This is a genomic window from Glaciihabitans sp. INWT7 (genome assembly GCF_014217685.1).
GTDB lineage: Bacteria > Actinomycetota > Actinomycetes > Actinomycetales > Microbacteriaceae > Lacisediminihabitans.
The window spans coordinates 2,038,584-2,057,772 of sequence record NZ_CP043653.1 but is presented as its reverse complement, the minus strand read 5'-3'; the positions used below and the strand labels follow the sequence as shown (position 1 = coordinate 2,057,772).

At 65.3% G+C, this 19,189-nt stretch carries 19 protein-coding genes and 2 tRNA genes; 6 read left to right on the top strand and 15 right to left on the bottom strand.

The annotated features are described in order from the left end of the window. The first annotated feature begins 29 nt into the window (after positions 1-29). Positions 30-824: a hypothetical protein gene (locus tag F1C58_RS09990; RefSeq protein ID WP_255461062.1), complete on the top strand. Its 795-nt coding sequence runs from the start codon at positions 30-32 to the stop codon at positions 822-824. Positions 825-896: 72 nt separating this feature from the next. Here F1C58_RS09990 and F1C58_RS09985 read toward each other — a convergent pair whose 3' ends face one another. The 14 genes from F1C58_RS09985 to F1C58_RS09920 all read right to left on the bottom strand — a co-directional run bounded on the left by F1C58_RS09985 (position 897) and on the right by F1C58_RS09920 (position 14,932). Next, the gene (locus F1C58_RS09985; RefSeq protein WP_255461061.1) at positions 897-1,928 is read right to left on the bottom strand and encodes a sensor histidine kinase KdpD; all 1,032 of its coding nucleotides are present in this window, start codon (positions 1,926-1,928) and stop codon (positions 897-899) included. Next, complete coding sequence (locus F1C58_RS09980; RefSeq protein WP_185200968.1) at positions 1,925-2,590, bottom strand: response regulator transcription factor; 666 nt, start codon at positions 2,588-2,590, stop codon at positions 1,925-1,927. Before F1C58_RS09980 ends, F1C58_RS09985 begins: the two co-directional genes overlap by 4 nt. A gap of 144 nt (positions 2,591-2,734) precedes the next feature. Further along, positions 2,735-4,516: a DEAD/DEAH box helicase gene (locus tag F1C58_RS09975; RefSeq protein ID WP_185200967.1), complete on the bottom strand. Its 1,782-nt coding sequence runs from the start codon at positions 4,514-4,516 to the stop codon at positions 2,735-2,737. A gap of 79 nt (positions 4,517-4,595) precedes the next feature. Next, positions 4,596-5,177 carry a DoxX family protein gene (locus F1C58_RS09970; protein ID WP_185200966.1) on the bottom strand — a complete coding sequence of 194 codons (582 nt, stop codon included), beginning with the start codon at positions 5,175-5,177 and terminating at the stop codon, positions 4,596-4,598. A gap of 166 nt (positions 5,178-5,343) precedes the next feature. After that, on the bottom strand, positions 5,344-6,060 hold the full coding sequence (locus F1C58_RS09965; RefSeq protein WP_185200965.1) for a phosphatase PAP2 family protein: 717 nt from the start codon (positions 6,058-6,060) through the stop codon (positions 5,344-5,346). Between the two features lie 207 nt (positions 6,061-6,267). Continuing rightward, positions 6,268-7,860, bottom strand: coding sequence for an ABC transporter substrate-binding protein (locus F1C58_RS09960; RefSeq protein WP_185200964.1), 1,593 nt, complete (start codon positions 7,858-7,860; stop codon positions 6,268-6,270). A 25-nt stretch (positions 7,861-7,885) separates the two neighbouring features. Then, on the bottom strand, positions 7,886-8,692 hold the full coding sequence (locus tag F1C58_RS09955; RefSeq protein WP_185200963.1) for an alpha/beta fold hydrolase: 807 nt from the start codon (positions 8,690-8,692) through the stop codon (positions 7,886-7,888). Positions 8,693-8,741: 49 nt separating this feature from the next. Next, positions 8,742-9,497 carry an ABC transporter ATP-binding protein gene (locus tag F1C58_RS09950; protein ID WP_185200962.1) on the bottom strand — a complete coding sequence of 252 codons (756 nt, stop codon included), beginning with the start codon at positions 9,495-9,497 and terminating at the stop codon, positions 8,742-8,744. Between the two features lie 26 nt (positions 9,498-9,523). Then, entirely contained in the window at positions 9,524-10,393 is an 870-nt protein-coding gene (locus tag F1C58_RS09945) for an ABC transporter ATP-binding protein (protein WP_185200961.1), read from the bottom strand. Continuing rightward, positions 10,390-11,265, bottom strand: coding sequence for an ABC transporter permease (locus tag F1C58_RS09940; protein WP_185200960.1), 876 nt, complete (start codon positions 11,263-11,265; stop codon positions 10,390-10,392). Before F1C58_RS09940 ends, F1C58_RS09945 begins: the two co-directional genes overlap by 4 nt. Further along, positions 11,262-12,221, bottom strand: a complete 960-nt coding sequence (locus tag F1C58_RS09935; RefSeq protein ID WP_185200959.1) for an ABC transporter permease — start codon at positions 12,219-12,221, stop codon at positions 11,262-11,264. Before F1C58_RS09935 ends, F1C58_RS09940 begins: the two co-directional genes overlap by 4 nt. Beyond that, the gene (locus F1C58_RS09930) at positions 12,218-13,018 is read right to left on the bottom strand and encodes a FadR/GntR family transcriptional regulator (RefSeq protein WP_185200958.1); all 801 of its coding nucleotides are present in this window, start codon (positions 13,016-13,018) and stop codon (positions 12,218-12,220) included. The genes F1C58_RS09935 and F1C58_RS09930 overlap by 4 nt, the downstream gene beginning before the upstream one ends. Next, a complete protein-coding gene (locus tag F1C58_RS09925; RefSeq protein ID WP_185200957.1) occupies positions 13,015-14,286 on the bottom strand; it encodes a M20/M25/M40 family metallo-hydrolase in 1,272 nt (423 codons plus the stop codon). Before F1C58_RS09925 ends, F1C58_RS09930 begins: the two co-directional genes overlap by 4 nt. A gap of 575 nt (positions 14,287-14,861) precedes the next feature. Then, positions 14,862-14,932 (bottom strand) — tRNA-Gly (locus F1C58_RS09920). Positions 14,933-15,091: 159 nt separating this feature from the next. Between F1C58_RS09920 and F1C58_RS09915 the strand changes: the two genes are divergently transcribed. The 3 genes from F1C58_RS09915 to F1C58_RS09905 all read left to right on the top strand — a co-directional run bounded on the left by F1C58_RS09915 (position 15,092) and on the right by F1C58_RS09905 (position 17,626). Then, a tRNA-Pro gene (locus tag F1C58_RS09915) sits at positions 15,092-15,165 on the top strand. Between the two features lie 70 nt (positions 15,166-15,235). Beyond that, the gene (gene tig / locus F1C58_RS09910; protein ID WP_185200956.1) at positions 15,236-16,648 is read left to right on the top strand and encodes a trigger factor; all 1,413 of its coding nucleotides are present in this window, start codon (positions 15,236-15,238) and stop codon (positions 16,646-16,648) included. 63 nt (positions 16,649-16,711) lie between these two features. After that, positions 16,712-17,626, top strand: coding sequence for a hypothetical protein (locus tag F1C58_RS09905; protein WP_185200955.1), 915 nt, complete (start codon positions 16,712-16,714; stop codon positions 17,624-17,626). Here F1C58_RS09905 and F1C58_RS09900 read toward each other — a convergent pair. Next, positions 17,560-17,814, bottom strand: a complete 255-nt coding sequence (locus tag F1C58_RS09900) for a hypothetical protein (RefSeq protein ID WP_185200954.1) — start codon at positions 17,812-17,814, stop codon at positions 17,560-17,562. The two genes, F1C58_RS09905 and F1C58_RS09900, sit on opposite strands and share 67 nt — an antisense overlap. On the opposite strand from F1C58_RS09900, the gene F1C58_RS09895 reads away from it, so the two are divergent. Continuing rightward, on the top strand, positions 17,803-18,231 hold the full coding sequence (locus tag F1C58_RS09895; RefSeq protein WP_185200953.1) for a hypothetical protein: 429 nt from the start codon (positions 17,803-17,805) through the stop codon (positions 18,229-18,231). The genes F1C58_RS09900 and F1C58_RS09895 overlap by 12 nt on opposite strands. Positions 18,232-18,577: 346 nt before the next feature. Beyond that, positions 18,578-19,177, top strand: a complete 600-nt coding sequence (locus F1C58_RS09890) for an ATP-dependent Clp protease proteolytic subunit (RefSeq protein WP_185200952.1) — start codon at positions 18,578-18,580, stop codon at positions 19,175-19,177. Positions 19,178-19,189 lie beyond the last annotated feature (12 nt).

The window sequence follows — 19,189 nt, the reverse complement described above, 5'->3', positions numbered from 1 at the left end:
CTTAGGGTGTCGCGTGGAGGGTTGCCATCGTGACCGTTCGTCCTTCACCCCCGCGGAGCACGCGTCTCGCGACCACCACCGCGAGCAAAGTGCCCGAAGTGACCGTGCTCTTCTGGGTTGTCAAAGTGCTGACGACCGGAATGGGAGAGACGACTTCGGACTTCCTGGTGCGTTCCATCGACCCGGTCGTCGCGGTCGGGATCGGAGCCGCTCTTTTCGCGCTGGCGTTGACCATTCAGCTCCTCGCGAGTCGCTACCGGCCGTGGGTCTACTGGCTCACCGTCGTCGCGGTCAGCGTCTTCGGCACGATGGCGGCGGATGTCACCCACATCGTGCTTGGTGTGCCGTATCTGGTCTCGAGCATCGTCTTCGGGGCTGCGCTCGCACTGGTCTTTTTCGTCTGGCGCCGAAGCGAGGGCACCCTGTCGATCCACAGCATCACCTCGCACCGTCGCGAGATCTTCTATTGGGCCGCCGTGATCGTCACCTTCGCGCTCGGAACAGCGGTGGGAGACCTGACAGCGACGACGCTGCATCTCGGATACCTCGTCTCCGGCCTGCTGTTCGCCGTGGTGATCGCGATCCCGGCCGTGGCATTCCGGTTGCGTCGGTTCGGCCCGGTGTTCGCGTTCTGGTTCGCCTACGTGGCAACCCGACCGCTCGGAGCATCCTTTGCCGACTGGATGGGCGTCTCCCACGCGCGCGGCGGGCTGCAATGGGGAACCGGCCCGGTGAGCGTCGTGCTTGCGGTCCTCATCGCCGTCGGGGTGGCGGTCATCGCCGCCACCGAACGTCGCCGGCGACTCGCAATGATCGATTCCTAGGCCACGCGACACCCCGGTCAGCGCCGTCTCGGGTCCTGGTGGCTCGTGCCGTCGATGCCCTGGCGATCGACCCTACGACGCAGCCGCGGGGTGCGGTTGCCGAGCCTGGGGAATGCGCAGTTCGATGGTGGTGCCTGCCGGCGACGTCTCCAGGACGTTCGCCGTGCCGCCGAAGCGTTCGACGGTGTCGCGCACGAGCGACAGTCCGATGCCGAACCCGGTATGGGTGGTCCCGCCCCCGCCGACGGCCGCTCCCGCGCGCGCGAAACGGTCGAAGATGCGGCCCGGCTCTATCCCCGTGATCCCCGGACCCTGGTCTCGCACGCGGATCACCACGGTGTTCTTGATCTCTTCGACCGTCACGGTGATGGTCGATCCCGCGGGGGAGAAATCGATGGCGTTGTCCAGGAGCGCCAAAACACAGCGGTGGATGCCGGTGGCCGGTACCGCGGTGGCGCACCCCTCCGCCGCCTCGAGGAGGATCGAGATCGAGCGTTCCGTGGCCAGGATGGACATCGAGTCGATGGCTCGCCGGGCGATGGGCGGCACCGCGATGGACTCGCCGGGTCCGGGGGAGCGCTCGAGCTCCGCGAGCGAGAGCAGATCGTTGACGATACCGATCAGGGTCCTGGTGTCGCGGCGCAGATCGTTCACCGTGGGAGCCGAGGGGTCGTCCGGGGCCAGGCCGCGTTGGAGCAGTTGGAGGCGCGCGTCGAGCACGGTCAGCGGGGTGCGAAGCTCATGGCTGGCATCGGCGACGAATGCCCGCTGCAGCCGCAGCGCGTCGCCGAGGGGCCGAACGGCCCGACGGGTGGCGAAGAAGCTCATCGTGCCGGCCAGGATGATGGCGACCGTGCCGATCACGAGTCCGCCGACCAGGATCTCCAGGCCGCCGACATCGATGGTCGTCTCGTGGGATCCTCCCTGGGGGAAGAGACGGCCGGGCTTGATGTGTGCGAAGACGAAGGTGAAGGCGGCTATCAGCACGACCAGCACGAGCGCGGTCGAGGTGATGGTGATCTGGAGGCCGACGGAGCGCGATGCCCGGCGAATCGCGCGAGCGTCGGAGTCATCCGGTTTGCGCGTGATGCCGCGCCTGCTCACGGTGCCCCCAGGCGGTAGCCCTGGCCGCGGACGGTGGTGATGAGGTCTGAGTCGGTCTTGCGGCGCACGTAGTGCACGTAGGTGTCCACGGTGCCGGGCTGATCGGTCGAGCCGAAGACCTGGTCCAGGATCTGTTCGCGCGTGTAGGTGCGATGCGGATTCTCCGCGAACAACCGCAGCAGTTCGTTCTCCCGCTCAGTGAGGATGGTGCGGCCGTCATAGGGCGAGTAGACGGTGCGGCTCTCCGGGTAGAACTCCCACAGCCCGATGCGCACGAACGGCCCCTCGCCCGTGTAGACCCTCCGGATCGACCGCAACCGGGCGAACAGCTCGTCGAACTCGAATGGCTTGACCAGGTAGTCGTTCGCACCGGCATCCAGACCGCGAACCTTGTCCTGGATGGTGCCGAGCGCCGTGAGGATCAGCATGGGGGTGGTGACGCGCTTGCGGCGGAGGGTCTCGATCACTCCGAGGCCGTCCAGTCCCGGAAGGCGACGATCGACGATCATCACCTCGAACGTTCCGTCGAGCGCCACGGCGACTCCGGTGGTGCCGTCGGCCACGAGGGTGACGGAGTACACCTCGTCGAGCACTTCGCGCATGAGGGGACCGAGTTGGGGGTCGTCCTCGATGAGCAGCAAGCGGGGCCGCGCGTCGGTCACGGCACGCTCGGGTGCTCAGTCGAGGTCGTCTGCCCAATCGAGGTCATCTGCCCACTCTGCCCATTTCCCTCTAAGAATTCTCTAAAGAAGACTCTGGCGCACACCGACCCGAATCCATTGCTCGGGCGCCGGGGACGTTGCGCGCTAGTCCCGGTAGGACTTGCGCGGGGGTCGGTCGCCCCGGTCGTCGCCGCGGGCTGCGTCTTTGCGCGCCCCGCCACGGTCGGCGCGGATCTCGATGAGCTTGCCGCTGATGCGGGTGCCCTTGAGCTTGTCGAGCACATCGCCCGGCAGGTTCGCCGGCAGGTCGACGAGCGAGAAGTCGGGAAGGATTTTGATGTGACCGAAGTCTTCGCGGCTGAGTCCACCCTCGTTGGCGATCGCGCCGACGATCTGGCGCGGTTCCACCTTGTGTCGTTTGCCCACCTCGATGCGGTAGGTCGACATCGGGCCGGCGTTGGGCCGCGCGCGTCGCTCGGTGCGGTCCGCCCGCTCGGGGCGGTCGCCCCGGTCCGGGCGATCGCCCCAGTCGGCACGCTCGGCGCGGTCGTGGCGCTGCGTGCGCTCGGGGGAGAGCAGCAGCGGGGTCTCGCCCTGGGCGACGATCGCGAGCGCGGCGGCGACATCCACCTCCGGCACGTCGTGGTGCGCGATGTAGTGGCTGATGATGTCGCGGAACCCGGCGATGCGATCGCCCTGGCCGAGGGCCTCGGTGATGGCGTCGTCGAAGCGGGTCAGGCGGGTGACGTTGACGTCTTCCACGCTCGGCAGCTGCATCTGCGTGAGCGGCTGGCGCGTCGCGCGCTCGATGGCGTCGAGCAGCCGACGTTCGCGCGGGGTGACGAAGCTGATCGCGGCACCGCTGCGACCCGCACGACCGGTGCGTCCGATGCGGTGGACGTAGGACTCCGTGTCGATGGGGATGTCGTAGTTGACCACGTGGCTGATGCGCTCGACGTCGAGGCCGCGCGCCGCGACATCCGTGGCCACCAGGATGTCGAGCTTGCCCGACTTCAACTGGTTCACCGTGCGTTCGCGCTGGGCCTGGGCGACGTCGCCGCTGATGGCTGCGGCGGAGTAACCGCGTGCTCGCAGTTTCTCGGCAAGGGTCTCGGTCTCGTTCTTGGTGCGCACGAAGACGATCATCCCCTCGAAGTTCTCGACCTCGAGGATGCGCGTGAGCGCGTCGACCTTCTGCGGATACGACACCATGAGGTATCGCTGCGTCGTATTGGCCGAAGTCGTGGTCTTGTTCTCGACGGTGATCTCTTGCGGGTCGTGAAGGTACTTCTTCGAGATCCGGCGGATCTGCGGGGGCATGGTTGCCGAGAACAGCGCCACCTGCTTGTCGTCCGGAGTGTCGGCGAGGATCGTCTCGACATCCTCGGCGAAGCCCATCTTGAGCATCTCGTCTGCCTCGTCGAGCACCAGGTACTTGAGCTCCGAGAGGTCGAGCGTGCCCTTGGCGAGGTGATCCATGATGCGTCCGGGAGTGCCGACCACGATGTGCACGCCCCGCCGGAGGGCGGAGAGCTGCACCCCGTAGGCCTGCCCGCCGTAGACCGGGAGCACGTGGACGCCGCGCATTCCGGAGGCGTACTGCTCGAAGGCCTCGCAGACCTGGAGGGCGAGCTCGCGAGTGGGGGCGAGCACGAGCGCCTGCGGGTTCTTCTGGGCGAGATCGAGGCGGGAGAGGATGGGCAGGGCGAATGCGGCGGTCTTTCCCGTGCCGGTCTGAGCGAGTCCCACGACATCGCGTCCGGCGAGCAAGGGAGGGATGGTCGCAGCCTGGATGGCCGAGGGGGTCTCGTACCCGACATCCTTGAGTGCCTTGAGCACGGCGTCGGTGAGTCCGAGTTCGGAGAAAGTGAGCGTGGCGGGGGCAGCGGTTGCCTCGCTGGTCGTGGTGGTGTCAGCTGGCGTCATGGTCTAACGGTAGACGTTCGCCAGGCCCCAGTGCCGCGCTGTGGTGGTCGATTCCCCTTTCCGGCCCCACCATCGTGCGCTAGAGGAGCCAGCGGTGGGCGCTCACGAGGGGGAGCTTCTTCCAGGCACGGCCGAAACCGAGGGTGTCACCCGCCGAGAGGGTGGCGATCACAATGAGGGAGAGCGCGTAGATGATGTGGTAGTCGACAACCGGGTTGGTGGAGGCAGCATTGGCGCCGAAGGACCACTCGGCCAGGTACATGAAGATCATGATGACGGTGCCGGCGACGGCGCTGATGCGCAGTCCGATCCCGAGCATGACCGCGAGACCGATCGCGAGCATGCCGAGCATGAACAGTACGTCGGTCGTCGGGCTGGCGATCGCGGCGAAGAACGGTTTGAACGGACCGACGACGGCCGGGCTGTTGAGAAAGCCCTGGCTCGGAGTGCCGCCGTTGAGCCACGACCGCGCGGCCGGCGTGGAGAAACCCAAGCCGAAGGTCTTGTCGAGAAAGGCCCAGAGGAAGATGAACCCGGTGGCGAGCCGGAGCACGGCGAGGCTCCACCGTGCGGCGGAGGCCTGCGCGCCTGACTCCCGGGGGGTCTGGTGAGTGGTCATCGGAGTGCCGGCGATCGTGGCGGATGCTGTTTCAGTACTCATGAGCTTGTCTGCTTCCCGAACTGTCTGAGCGGAGAGGTCCGCCTCGATCGACGAGAGCACCGGTGCGCTCCGCCGTCGACGAGCCTCGCAGGCGGGTGATCACCGGGCAGAGTCTTTGGTCCCGTTGTGCGGCCGACCGGAGCAGGAAGCGGCAGCGGCTCGGCGGCTAGTGCGCGGCCACCGGCTGCGAACGGTGCAGGATGACGCGGGCGCACAGCGCACACACGAGCGGGCCGACCGAGACCGACCACAGCATCGAAGCGAAGACATCCGTGGGGTAGTGCACCCCGTCCACCATCAGGGCGAACGCGACAATGAGGGTGAAGATCGTGCCTGCTGTGAGGGCGAACGCGCGCCAGGCGCCGGGCCGAGCGAGGAACACGGCCGCGACGACCACTGCGACGACGAACACGAGGTGACCGCTGGGGAACGAGGCATCGACCGGCTGATGTGCGAAGGGATGTGACAGTGCCGTGGCATCCGGCCGTGGCCTGTGGATGAGCAATTTCAGGACTGCGCTCGGCAACCATGTGACGGCCACGACGACGGCGAAGCTGAGGGCCACGCGGAACCGGCGCGTGATCGCCACGATGACAATGCTGATGGCGGCAGTGATGATCACGGCCGGGATCGGGCTCAGCACCGCATAGAGGCCGGACGTGATGACGCCGAGACCGCCCGAATGCAGGGTATTGAGTGCCTGGGACGCACCCCGGTCGAAGCCGGAGAGCAGACCGAATCTGGTGACTCCGAGCCCGAGGACGGCGACGAAAACCACCCCGACCACGGCGGTGGCTGCGAGTGAGGGTAGCCGTCGACCGAGTAGTGACGGGGAGTTGTCGTTGACGGTCGGGCGTACCGGGGGTGTCGGGGGGATGCTCACGTGCCCAACCTTGCCTCGACGCTCTAAGAATCTCGCAAGGTTCGTGAGTTTCCCGAGCAGTTTTCCGCCTGGCTGGGGCAGCCGTGCATCACGTGCCGCTCAATCCCGAGGCCGCGAGCTTTTGCGACCGGGACCGTGGCTCTGCTCAAGCGTGACACCGGGCGGGAAGCGTGGTGTTCGCTTCCCGCCCGGCCCGGCTGATCTGAGCTACTTGCTGAAACCGATCTTCGCCATGTTGAGGCTCAGAGTCGGGGTGATCGCCGATCCGACCACCTTCTTGTTCATGAGGTAGTTCAGCGTTTCGTAGTGCGTGAAGATGAGCGGGGCATCCGTTGTCATCTGGGTACGAATCTTCTCGTAGAGGGACTCTCGCTCCTTTGTGTCGCTGCTCGCCGCGGCCTGGTCGATGAGCGCGTCGACTTGCGGGTTCGAGTATCCGGTGGTGTTGATGGGCCCGCCCGCCTTGATGACCAGGGAATAGAAGTTGTCCGGATCGATGGTGCGCTCCTGGTATGCGCTGGTGATCTGGTAGTCACCGCTGCTGAAAGCGTCGTACCAGACGGACACATCGACCGCTTTGATCGACATGTCGATGCCGATCTTCTTCAGTTCGTCTCGAACCACCTGCCCGGTCTTGAGCAGCTCTGGATACTGGGACAGGCCGAGGTACTCGACCTTCAGTCCGCTCCCATAGCCTGCCTCGCTCATCAGTTTCTTCGCCTTGGCGATATCCTGCTTCGCACCGAAGATGCCTGATTCGTTATACCAGGATGATCCGGTGGGAACCTCCTCGAGCCCGAGTTCGCCGGTACCGAGGTACGCGACATCTCGAATCGCAGAACGGTCGATCGCCAGGGCGATCGCCTGGCGCACCTTCGGGTCGTTGAACGGCGCTTTCGTCGTGTTGAGAGCAAGGTAATCCGGAATGCCCGCAACCGGGCTCGTCACGAGGGTGAAACGCGGGTCCTTCTTGAGGGCGGGCACCTGCTGGAGGGGAACGGCGTCGGCCCAATCGATCTCACCGGATGACAGAGCGTCGATGCGGCTCTGGTCTACTGGAAGGAATTTGAAGGTGATCGAATCGAGGTGAGGAAGCCCCTTTTTGAAGTAGTTGGGGTTCTTCTTCAGCGTGATGTGGTCTCCCTGCACCCATTCGACGAATTCGAATGGCCCGGTCCCGACGGGGTTGCGAGCAGGGTCGGAGCTTTCGATCGCCTTCTTGTTCACGATCTCGCCATTCGTTGCGAGGTTGGTGAGGAAGGGTCCGAATGCTGCCTTCAGATGGAATACCACGCTGGTCGGCGTTGGTGCATCGATGGAATCGATCTGGGAGTAGAGCCCCGCATAAGCACTCGCTGTTGCGGGATCGAGCAGCCTCTCGAAGGTGTATTTCACGTCGGCGGAGCTGAATTTCTCGCCGTTTTGGAATGTGGCGTTGTCGACAAGGGTGAAGGTCCAGGTCGTCGCGTCATCCTGCTTCCATTTGGTGGCGAGATCGGGCACGAACTTTCCGTTGGCGTCGAGGTCGATCAGCATGCTGAAGATGCCTTCGTACACCTGCGCGCCCGTGTAGATAGACGATGTCGCAGGGTCGAGCACGTCGGGTTCGCCGGTGAGCGCCGCCCGGAGGTCGCCCCCGTCCTTGATGCCCGACGACGACGTTCCACCGCTCGCCGACGGCGTCGAGCTGGTTCCGCATCCCGTCAAGACGAGGGCGGCGGCGAGTCCGGTTGCGGTGATGAGTGCGGCGATTTTTGCCCGGTGGCCTGTCGAGGGCCGGGGAAGGGAGTGCGGTTTCATGGGTGCCTCTTCCGAATGAGATGGACTAATTTGCTGTGCGGGTGACGAACTCGATGAAGCTGTGGTTGAACGGATCCGGGGACTCCCACAGGCACGCGTGCCCGCCGGGAACCGTCGCCCAGCTGGAGCCGGGGAGGTCGGACTGGAGCTGCGCTGAGAGGCGCACCGGGATCAGGATGTCCTCTTCGCCGGCCAAGACCAGAGTCGGTGCGGTGATGCGGGCTAGCCGGTCGACGGTGTCATGGGTCTGGATGACGTTGAGCTGTGACAGGTACGCCTCGACGGTCATCGGCAGGGATGCCATCGCCTCCGCGAATTCGGCGGCGTCCTCTGGACGCTCTTCGAAGAACGGACCCGTGAATGCCCAGAGGGCGACGTCCCGCATGACGAACGGCACGCCGAGTCCTGTGGCGAGGTCAGCCCACATCGCGAACATGGTGAGGCAGAACGCGTCGGGTTTCGCGTAGGTGCATCCGAGGGTGAGCGACTTGAGATCCTCGGGGAACGCAATCGCGTACTCCTGGGCGATCATGCCGCCCATCGAGACACCCATGAGGTGGAAGTCGGAGATCCCGAGACTGTCGACGAGGGCTTTCGCGTCTTCGGCCATCCTCAGGGAGGTGTACGGACCGGCAGGCTTGTCGGAGTCCCCGATGCCTCGATTATCGAATCGCAATACGCGGAATCCCGCCTCGAGCAGCGCGGGGACTTGAAAGTCCCAGGAGGCGAGATCATCGGCGAGTCCGTTGATGAGAACAATCGTCTCTCCGCTGTTCTCTTCGCCGTCGAGACGGTAATTCAGGGTGATTCCGTTCACGTGTGCTGTGGGCACGGTGCGCTCCTTCTGTTGGTGATGTGCGAATTCGTAGGCTCGGTCGGGGTTATTTCGGTCGGGGAATCGCGCCGATCAGCGCTCGGGTGTAGTCATGACCGGGCCGGTTCATGACCTGTTCCGTTAAACCGGTCTCGACGATGACTCCGTGATAGAGCACGGCGACCTCGTTGCTGATGTGCTCGACCACCCCGAGGTCGTGGGAGATGAAGATGCAGGCGACGTGGAGGTCGTGTTGCAGATCCATGAATAGGTTGAGGATCTGTGCTTGCACGCTCATGTCGAGGGCACTCACCGGCTCGTCTGCAACGATGAGCTCGGGCTCGCTCGCGAGAGCGGCCGCGATACTGACGCGCTGACGCTGGCCGCCGGAGAGCGTGGTCGGCAGTCGATCGACCAGGGTCGTACTGAGTCCGACCCGGTCGAACAGGTCGAGCACGCGTCGCTCTCGGGTGAGAGGCGTGCCGATGCGAAAGCTGTCGAGCGATTCCCGCACGCTCCGCCCGATCGGCCACCGCGGATCGAGGCTCCCATAGGGATCCTGGAACACCGGCTGAACGCGGCGGCGGAACGTCGAGCGATCGGCCCGGGACATCGTGCCGAGTTCCTTCCCGTCGAAGGTGATGACCCCGTCGGATGGCGCGGTGAGATCGAGGATGCAGCGACCGAGAGTGCTCTTTCCGCTTCCCGATTCCCCGACGAGACCGAGGGTCTGCCCGCGCTCGAGCGTCAAGGAGACGCGGTCGAGGGCCATGGCATTGCGGCGCCTCCACGGAGGACCGCCCGCGGGGAACGACTTGCTCACAGTGTCGACCGTTAGAAGGGAGCTCATTATCGGCCGTCCGTTTCGGGGAGTGACTCATCTGGTGCCGCCCGGTCGACGCTCCAGTCGTCCGAGATCACGGGAAGGCGGCTTCCGCGCGGAGCGCCAGCCGGGTTGGAGGCAAGGAGTGCGCGCGTGTAGGGATGTCGGGGTGCGCTGAAGAGATCCGTCGTCTCCGCCACCTCGATGAGTTCTCCCCGGTACATCACCCCCACTCGATCGCAGACCTGTGCGACAACGCCGAGGTCATGGGTGATGAGCAGAACGGTGGTGCCGTGGGCGGTCCGTAGCGTGTCGATCAACTGAAGGACCTGCGCCTGGATGGTCACGTCGAGTGCCGTGGTCGGTTCGTCCGCGATAAGTAGCTGCGGCCGGTTCGCCAGGGCGGCGGCGATGACTATTCGCTGCCGTTGGCCGCCGGAAAGGCGGTGGGGAGCGTCCGAATAGCGGGAGGCGGGTTCGGGGATACCCACTTCGCTCATGAGCTGGATTGCTTGCGCCTTCGCTTCCCGCAGGGAGATGCGACTGTGCGCGCGAAGGGTCTCGGCGATCTGGTCACCGACCGACCAAGTGGGATCGAGACTCGCGGAGGCATCCTGAAAGATCATCGCGACTTCGTTGCCGCGCAGGTTTCGGAGTTCGGCTGTGTCGAGGTGTGTGATCTCCCGCCCGTTCACGGAGATGCTTCCGGTCGTCTGGGCGATCGTCGGAAGCAGGCTCATCACGGCGTTCGCCAGGGTGCTCTTGCCGCTGCCGCTTTCGCCGACGATCCCGAAGATCTCGCCGCGGTTGAGGGTGAGCGACACGTTGCGCACGGCAGGTTCGGGCTGTGCGCCGAAGCGCACGGATACCTGGGAGAGGGCGAGGATGTCGGTCATTCGGCCACTCCTGCCGGATCGAAGGCGCGACGAAGACCCTCGCCGAGAAGCGTGAACGCTAGCACCGCGATCACGATCGCCAGACCGGGGAAGATCTCGACCCAGGGAGCCTGGATCAGGACATCCCGTCCGTCGGCCAGCATGCCTCCGAGCGACGGGGTAGGCGGCTGGGTGCCGAGTCCGAGAAAGCTCAGTCCCGCCTCGAGTTGAAGGGCGAATGCGCTGAGAATCGACGCCTGCACGATGACCGGGCCGATCGCATTCGGTGCCACGTGGGTGCCGATGATACGAAGGTGACTCGCTCCCCGCGCTCGTGCTCCGGCCACATAGTCGTTGCGCGTCACGACGAGGGTGCTGCTTCGCATCACCCGGGCCAGGATGGGCAGGTAGATGACGGCGATAGCGAGGCCGGCGACTGTGCTTCCCGGGCCGAGGATCGCGATCAGCGTTATCGCCAGGAGCATGGCCGGCAGGATCAGGACCATGTCAAGGGTGCGGGAAATCGCTGTGTCCACCCAGCTGCCGAAGTAGCCTGCGGCCAGTCCGAGCGGTACGGCCACGAGTGTGGCGACGAGGACCGCCGAAATGGAGACGAGGAGACTGACGCGCAAACCGAAGAGAACCCGGCTGAGCACGTCTCGTCCGAGCACATCCGAGCCGAAGGGATGCTGCAGATTGGGGGCGCCGAGCACCCTGCTCACCTCGACGGTTTCCGGGTCGTGCGGCGCGAGGATCGGCGCCATGATCGCGACGATGGCGAGCGCAGCGAGAATCAGCAGGCCAGCCAGAATAAAACGGTTCGCCGCACGACGTCGTCTGCGAGGTGGTCGTATCCCCGCCGAAGTCGTGTCGGGAACGAGGGTCGTGGTCATGTGGAGGCTCCGTCCGAGACACGCGGGTCGAGCCAGCCGACGATCAGGTCGGTGAGCAGGGAGATGACGATGAATGTCGTCGCGATGGCGAGGACGCCCACCTGGACCGTGGGGTAGTTCCGTTGGTTGATCGCCGTGACGATGAGTTTGCCCACGCCGGGCAGAGCGAAGAGGGTCTCGATGATGATGGCCCCTCCGAGCAACACTCCGAATTGGATTCCGATGACGGTGACGATGGCCGGGCCGGCGTTCCTGAGCGCATGCCCGAACACGATGCGGCCGGGACGAATCCCTTTCGCACGGAGGAACAGCACGAACGGTTGGTCGAGAACGGTCGACACTGCAGCGCGGGTCGTGCGCAGGATGTAGGCGGCCTCGCCCACCGCAAGAGTCAGCACCGGCAGGATCATGTAGCGGAGATTGTCGAGAGGGTTCTCGGTGAATGGCACATAGCCGGACGGGGGCAGCAGCGAGAGAGTGCCCGTGAAGAGAAGCACGAGCATGATTCCGAGCCAGAAGTCCGGGATGCTGACTCCCAGAATGACGAAACCCTCGGTGAGCCGACGAACCCAACGACCCCCGACGGCGGCGCGGACTCCGAGCGGCACGCCGATGGCGACGGCAAGAAGCATGGACAGCCCCGCGAGTTCGAAGGTGACCGGCAGTCGCTGGGAGAGCAACTCGGCCAGGGAGGCATGGCTGACGATGTCGGTGCCGAGATCCCCGTGGAGGAGGGCTCCGATCCAGTTCAGGTACTGCTCGAGGAGATTCTTGTCGAGCCCGAGCTGGTGACGGATCTCTGCGACGTTCGCGGCTGTCGCCCGGAATCCGAGCATCGTGCGCACCGGATCGCCCGGCACCAGCCGGATGATCAGGAAGACCACGATGCTCATGATGAGGAGCACCGGAATCGTGAGCAGTATTCTGCGCACGACGAAAGCGAAGCGGGAGGTCATCGCTCACCCTCCTTCTCGTTGTCTCGTTCCGCGCGCGCGATCAGATCCCGGATCAGCGTTTCGGAGAGCACGAAGTGAAGGGCTGCGATGTCGCCGGCGTCGTCGACCCTTCCCTCGATGACCGCCTGCACGAGGTCATGATGCTGGTGGATGGCGGTCTGGCGCACCGAATCGGTGTACGGCTCCGCCCCGAGGTTCAGGCTGATCTTCGTGCGAAGGTCTACCGACAGGTTCACCAGTAGCTGATTGTGGCTGGCCTCCGCGATCGCGCGGTGCAGCATCGAGTCGGCGTTGCGGGAGGCGTCGTGGTTCGGGGCATCCTGGTAGGCCTGGAGGGCCGCCTGAATCCTGATGTCGTCTTCTTCCGTGTGCCGAAGAGCAGCCGTGCGGGCGATGAGCGGTTCGAGCAGAGTGCGGGCGTCGAACAGCTCCTCGAACTCCGACCACTTCGGTATCAGATGACGGCGAACGTGTTCGGCCGACGTCGGCCCCCAGGTGGAGAGCACGAAGTACCCGCCATTGCGTCCGCGGCGCACCTCGAGGTAACCCGTTTCGGTGAGCTGCCCGAGTGCTTCGCGCACCGAGGTGCGCGACACTCCGAGCATCGACGCGAGTTCGCGTTCGGTCGGGAGCTGTTGTGCCGGGACATATAGACCGAGTGCAATCGCGGTGATCAGCCGGTCGACAACATCGTCGGCGACGTGCCGGGCCACGATGGGGCTTCCCCAGGAGAGGTTCGCGGCGGCGGTGTCGTTCGCGGCGAGAGAAGCCTCCGATCCCGCCTCTGGGGCCATCATGATTGCGTCTCTCGCGTGAATCGGGCGAGAAGAAAGCGCGCCAGCGTGCGCGCGGCCGCGACGATGCTCTCGAGTTCCACGGACTCATCGACCCCGTGCATGTCGTGAGCGACTGCGCCGTAGCACACGGCGGGAATCCCGAACCCGTTGAGGTAGGTGCGCGCATCGGTGGTGCTTCCGAGGGTGAATGCCGTCGGCAGTGTGCCGTGCGCGTCGAAGTGCGCGGCACTGAGGTCTCTCACCAGTGGCGAGTCTGTGGAAAGCAGGTATCCGTCGGCCCGGAAACCGGTGAGAGTCACTCGGGGAGGAGAAGCGAAGTCGGTCTCCGTTTGGACCAGCTCGGCGATGGCGCGGCGAACTTCCTTCTCTGCAGTGTCGGGAGTCCACGCTCGGGGAAATCCGACGCGAATGCTCAAGGTCGCCGTCGACGGCGCCGTCGACGTCCAGTCGCCGGAATGCACCTTGCCGAGATTGACGTTGTAGGGGTTCTCGCCGATCGCCATACTCGGTTCCGGTTGCGTGCTCGCGAGTTGTTCTGACCACCTGGTCAGGCCGTGAAACACCTTCATCCCCAGCTCGAGAGCGTTCGCGTTGAGGTTGGCCTCCTGGGCATGGCCGGAGAGAGCGGTCACGTCGACATCGATCCAGAGCACTCCGACCCCACCGACCATGAGCCCGAGATCGGTTGGTTCGAGCAGCACGACTTCGTCGGCGGTGATGCCGTGATCGATGATCGAGTGAAGCGCGCCGTTGCCGGTGCACTCCTCCTCGATGACCGCGAGAAAGCCCAGGCGCTGCTGGGAGAAGAGCGCCGGTGTTACCTCAGCGAGGGCGCGAAGGGCGAGGGAGCCGATCGCGAATCCGCTTTTCATGTCGCCCGTTCCCCTGCCGAAGAGGCGACCACCCCGCCGTTCGGGTGTGAAGGGAGGCGAGGTCCACAGGTGCGGGGTCATTGCCGGCACGACGTCCATGTGGCCGTTCAGAAGCAACTTCAGGGGACCCTCACCGGGCGTGCGGGCGAGCAACTGGTACCGGGCCCCTGCATCGATGGACTCGGGCTGGGTGATCCCCGCGCGCGAGTGGGGGAGGGGAGTGTTCGGGAACGCGAGTTTCTCGGATTGGAGCCCGATGGCTTGCATCTCTGCGGCGAAAACGTCGAGTGCGGACTGTTCACGACCCACCGTGCTCGGCGCGCGCACCAGGTCTTCCAAGAACTGAAAAGCGCGCTCGGAATTGCTCGCGATGACGTGATCGAGCTCGGTCAGCATGAACCCTCTTTTGGTCTAGAGTCCAGACCCTAATCCTTTTTCCGTCGACTCAGAAGTGCAAAATCGAGAAGATCCGGATTTGTTACCTCCCGTGTTTTTCGGCGACACATGAACGAAACATCGGGGAGGGAATCCGTGCTCGACCTTTCGCGTCGGGCCGAGGAGGACCCTCGCTCGAAGACGGGCAGGCGTCGCACGGGGCCGGCACGATCGTCACCGCCGCGGTAGGGCGACGCACGGCGCGACGTCCCGCTCGACGAAGGCCCTCGTCGTCAGCAGCCGTCGAGGGCTCAGGGCCCATCGCGATGAAACACGCTTCGACCTTCACGTGCGCTGAGACGAAGGGTGCGGAGGTCGACCGGAGCGAGCGGGGGCGCCGCCAGCCGATGGAGGCGTCAACCCAGCCGGAGCCACCTCTGCCACTGCTCCTTCCGGAGCGATGAGAGCCGAGCCGTCACATCCGGTTCTCTCCGCACGCAAATGGCACGGAAAGTGACGTCTCGCCGCTGATCGCCAGGAGCGAAAGAAGACTGAGGAGCGAAAAAAGACCGAGGGGCGGGTGACGCCTGGATGGGAGGGGATGACGGGAATCGAACCCGCGCCATCAGTTTGGAAAACTGAGGCTCTACCATTGAGCTACATCCCCATGGGCTGCCGACCGAGGCCGATTGCGCGGTTACCACCTTATTACATGAGTGGGGATGCGAGAACCAGCTCGCAGGATCGGTGCGATAGGCTTGGCGAGGCCTATTTCCGGGCGCCTTTCGGCGTTCCGCCGCTGGGCCACCGGGTCTGACAGGCCCATCGGGATGTAGCTCAGCTTGGTAGAGTGCTCGGTTTGGGGCCGAGATGTCGCAGGTTCGACTCCTGTCATCCCGACATCACCCGCACGATCCCCATGTAGAACTGCCCAAGAATCACGCACAAAAGAGCAAGCAGGAGAACCAACGTGAAGACCACGGTCGAGAAGCTGAGCCCGACACGAGTGAAGCTGAGCATTTCAGTCACTCCCGATGAGCTCAAGCCCAGCATTGATCACGCGTACAGCCACATCGCCGAGTCGGTCAACATCCCCGGCTTCCGCAAGGGCAAGGTTCCGCCGCCCATCATCGACCAGCGTATCGGCCGCGACGAGGTGCTCAACCACGCCGTGAGCGATGGTCTCGACAAGTTCTATCGTCAGGCCATCGAGGAGCAGAAGATCCGTCCACTCGGTCGCCCCGAAGCGGATGTCACCGGCCTGCCGAGCACGAAGGACTTCTCCGGCGACCTCGAGGTGACCGTCGAAGTCGACGTGCGCCCGGAGTTCACCGTTCCGAGCCTGGACGGGATCACCCTCACCGTCGACGCGATCGAGGTGACGGATGAGGAGGTCGAGACTGAGCTGCAGAACCTGCTCTCGCGCTTCGGAACCCTCATCACCGTCGAGCGTCCCGCCACCACCGGGGACTTCGCGCAGATCGACCTCGTCGCCACCATCGGCGGCAATGAGGTCGACACGGCCAACGCCATCTCGTACGAGGTCGGATCGGGCGACCTGATCGACGGCATCGACGAGGCCCTCGACGGCCTCAGCGCCGGCGAGACCACCGTCTTCGAGTCCAAGCTGCTCGGTGGCGACAACGAGGGCGAGTCCGCGGAGATCACCGTCAAGCTCCTCGCCGTGAAGGAGCGCGAGCTTCCCGCGGCCGACGACGACTTCGCCCAGATCGCCAGCCAGTTCGACACCATCGGCGAGCTCAAGGACGACATCAAGGTGCAGGTGAGCCGCTCGAAGGTGTTCGGCCAGGGCACCCAGGCGCGCGACCAGGTCGTCGACAAGCTGCTCGAGTCCGTCGAGATCCCCGTTCCCCCGCAGCTCGTGCTCGACGAGGTGCACCGTCACCTCGAGAACGAGAACCGTCTCGAGGACGAGGTGCATCGCGCCGAGGTCACCGAGTCGAGCGAGAAGACCTTCCGCAGCCAGATCCTGCTCGACACGATCGCCGAGGCCGAAGAGGTCAAGGTGAGCCAGGACGAGCTCACCCAGTACCTCATCCAGGGTGCGGCCCAGTACAACATGGAGCCGGGCGAGTTCATCAAGGTGCTCGACTCCAACGGCCAGATCCCCGGCATGATCGGTGAGGTCGCCCGCGGCAAGGCCCTCGCCATCGTGCTGTCGAAGGCGAAGGTCGTCGACTCCAACGGGGACGACGTCGACATGACCGAGTTCACCGCTCCCGTCACCGGATCCGGCGATGACGAGGACTTCGTCGAGGCGAGTGCCGGCTCTGACGAGCACGAGGGCCACAGCCACGGTGGCGCGAAGGACAGCCACGGCCGTTCGGCCAACAACGAGCACTACGGACACGACCACAAGTAGTCGTGCCGATCCATCCCCCGCGTTCGACGGCGATCGCATCGCCGTCGAACCGGAGGTAAGACCATGCTCGATCTCGGCCTGCTCTTCGACGTGGACGGGCCTCTCGCGAGCCCGGTGAGCCGCAGCATCCGCATTCCCAGCATTCTCGGTGATCTCGTGGCGCTGACCGACGCGGGCGTGCCGATCGCTTTCATCACCGGTCGAGCCGACACCTTCATCCGCGATGAGGTGATCGCGCCGCTGATGCGGGTCGGGCTCTCCGAAGCCTTGGCCATGCCGGGTGCGCGCATGTTCGGAGTCTTCGAGAAGGGTGGCTCCTGGGCGCCCATCACGAGCGCCGGGATGGGCGAAGTCATCGTCGACCAGAGCGTCGCGCCGCCGGCCTCGATCGTCGACGGGGTGCGTTCCCTGGTGGCCGACGGGTTCTCCGACACGATGTTCTTCGACGAGACGAAGCGGGCGATGATCTCGGTCGAGCAGCGCACCGACGTCTCGCCCGAGACGTACCTGCACGCCCAGGCCTGGTTCAACGACGCGAGCTTCGCCCTCATCGCCGCGGCGGGCGTCGGTGTGAAGCTCGGTTCGCGATCGGCTCCGGATGCCGCGGGTCGAGTGCCATTCCGGTTGGAATCCACGATCATCTCCACCGACATCGAATCGGTGCTGCTCGACAAGGACCGGGGCGCCGAACGTGCCCTCGACTACTTCGCCGGCCTCGGACCGCTCCCCACACTGTGGCGTTCGGTCGGGGACTCCCGTAGCGACTACCTGATGGCAGACCACCTCCATGGGGCGGGATACGACGTGGCGCACGTCGACGTGCGCCCGACGGACGGCATCCTCGAGCGCCCCTACCGGGTCATCGTCGAGGGCGATGCGATCCACGATGAGGCGGGTGCCGCATTCCTCGGCTACTGGGTGCGGAGGCTCGCCGAGAGCTCCGACCGCGGCGCGAGCGCCGACGTCGCGGCGTTGTAGCGCAGCCGTGGGGCCTGCTGCTCGAGGGACCGGCAGAAGGATTCGGATGCCACCGCCAGCGGAAACGCCGTGATCGCGCGCATCCGTCCGGCTTCGCGCACGCCGTAGAGCAGCGCAGCGCCCGTGGCGCGGCCGACCACGACAGAGCGCACCGCGATGCCGCCATCGATCGACTGTTGATCGACCACCAATGGTGCGTCGCCCGGTGGTTCGACGATGCGGGGGAGCACGGCAGCCGTGACGCGGGAGAGAAGGGTGCCGGTGCGGGTGCCGATCGGAAGGAAGGCGTCCGGCGGGAGGCCGAGCGCGCTCGCGAATGCGCCATCCAGCCATCGGTCGCGCCGCGCGCCGTGAAGCTCACCGGGGCCAAACTCGTCGTCATCACCTCCTTCGCCACCTCCCCGCTCGGATCACTGGCGGATGTCGCACTCGTGGTCGCCCCGGCCAGCGGGTCGTTCCGGCACGAGCTCGAGCAAACCTCGCGCGTGCCGCACGTGATCCTGCTCGAGTCCCTCGTGGAGGTGATCGCGGCCCGGCTCGGCGATCGTGCCTGCGCCGCGCGCTCGACGGTGCTCGGAATCCTCAGCGACAACCTCAGCGACTGACCGACCGAGCCACCCCTGGTGCCCGCCCATACTTCCGAAAACGCAGGACCTTCGCCACGAAAAGGTGTCTCGCCTCACTATTCGGTGGTCTTCGTGGCGAATCTCCTGCGCATTCTGGGAGGGGCGGAGCGGGTGATCGCCGCGACATGATGCGAGCGGTGATCACGAGTCCGAGGTCGCCCGGCCGACCGCGGTCGAGCAGGAGACACGACTCCTCACCTCACAGCTGTGCCGCCACGGCCGACCGTGCCGCCGCCGCGCGCTCTGCCCACGGCGAACACGGCAGTTTCGACCCCGAGCCTCCGATAGATTCGTCACCAGCGACAAACTGAAATGGAGCGCAACAATGGCCCAACCGGCATTGGTCTCGAGCATCTTCGACCAACTCCTCAAGGACCGCATCATCTGGCTTGGCTCAGAGGTGCGTGACGACAACGCCAACGAGATCTGCGCGAAGATCCTGCTGCTGGCGGCAGAAGACCCGAAGCGTGACATCTTCCTCTACATCAACTCGCCCGGTGGATCCATCACCGCGGGCATGGCGATCTACGACACGATGAAGTTCGTGCCGAACGACATCGTCACCGTCGGTATCGGCATGGCGGCCTCGATGGGGCAGTTCCTGCTCTCCTCCGGCACCAAGGGCAAGCGGTACATCACCCCGAACGCGCGAGTGCTGTTGCACCAGCCGTCCGGCGGGTTCGGTGGTACCTCTGCCGACATCCAGACGCAGGCCAACCTCATCCTCGACATGAAGAAGCGCATGGCCGAGCTCACCGCCGAGCAGACGGGCAAGAGCCCGGAGCAGATCATCATCGACGGCGACCGGGACAACTGGTTCACCGCACAGCAGGCCCTGGAGTACGGCTTCGTCGACCACCTGCGGGAGTTCGCCTCCGAGGTCATCGGCGGCGGCGGCACCGACGAGTCCGTTACCAAGAAGTAGAGACAGGCACAG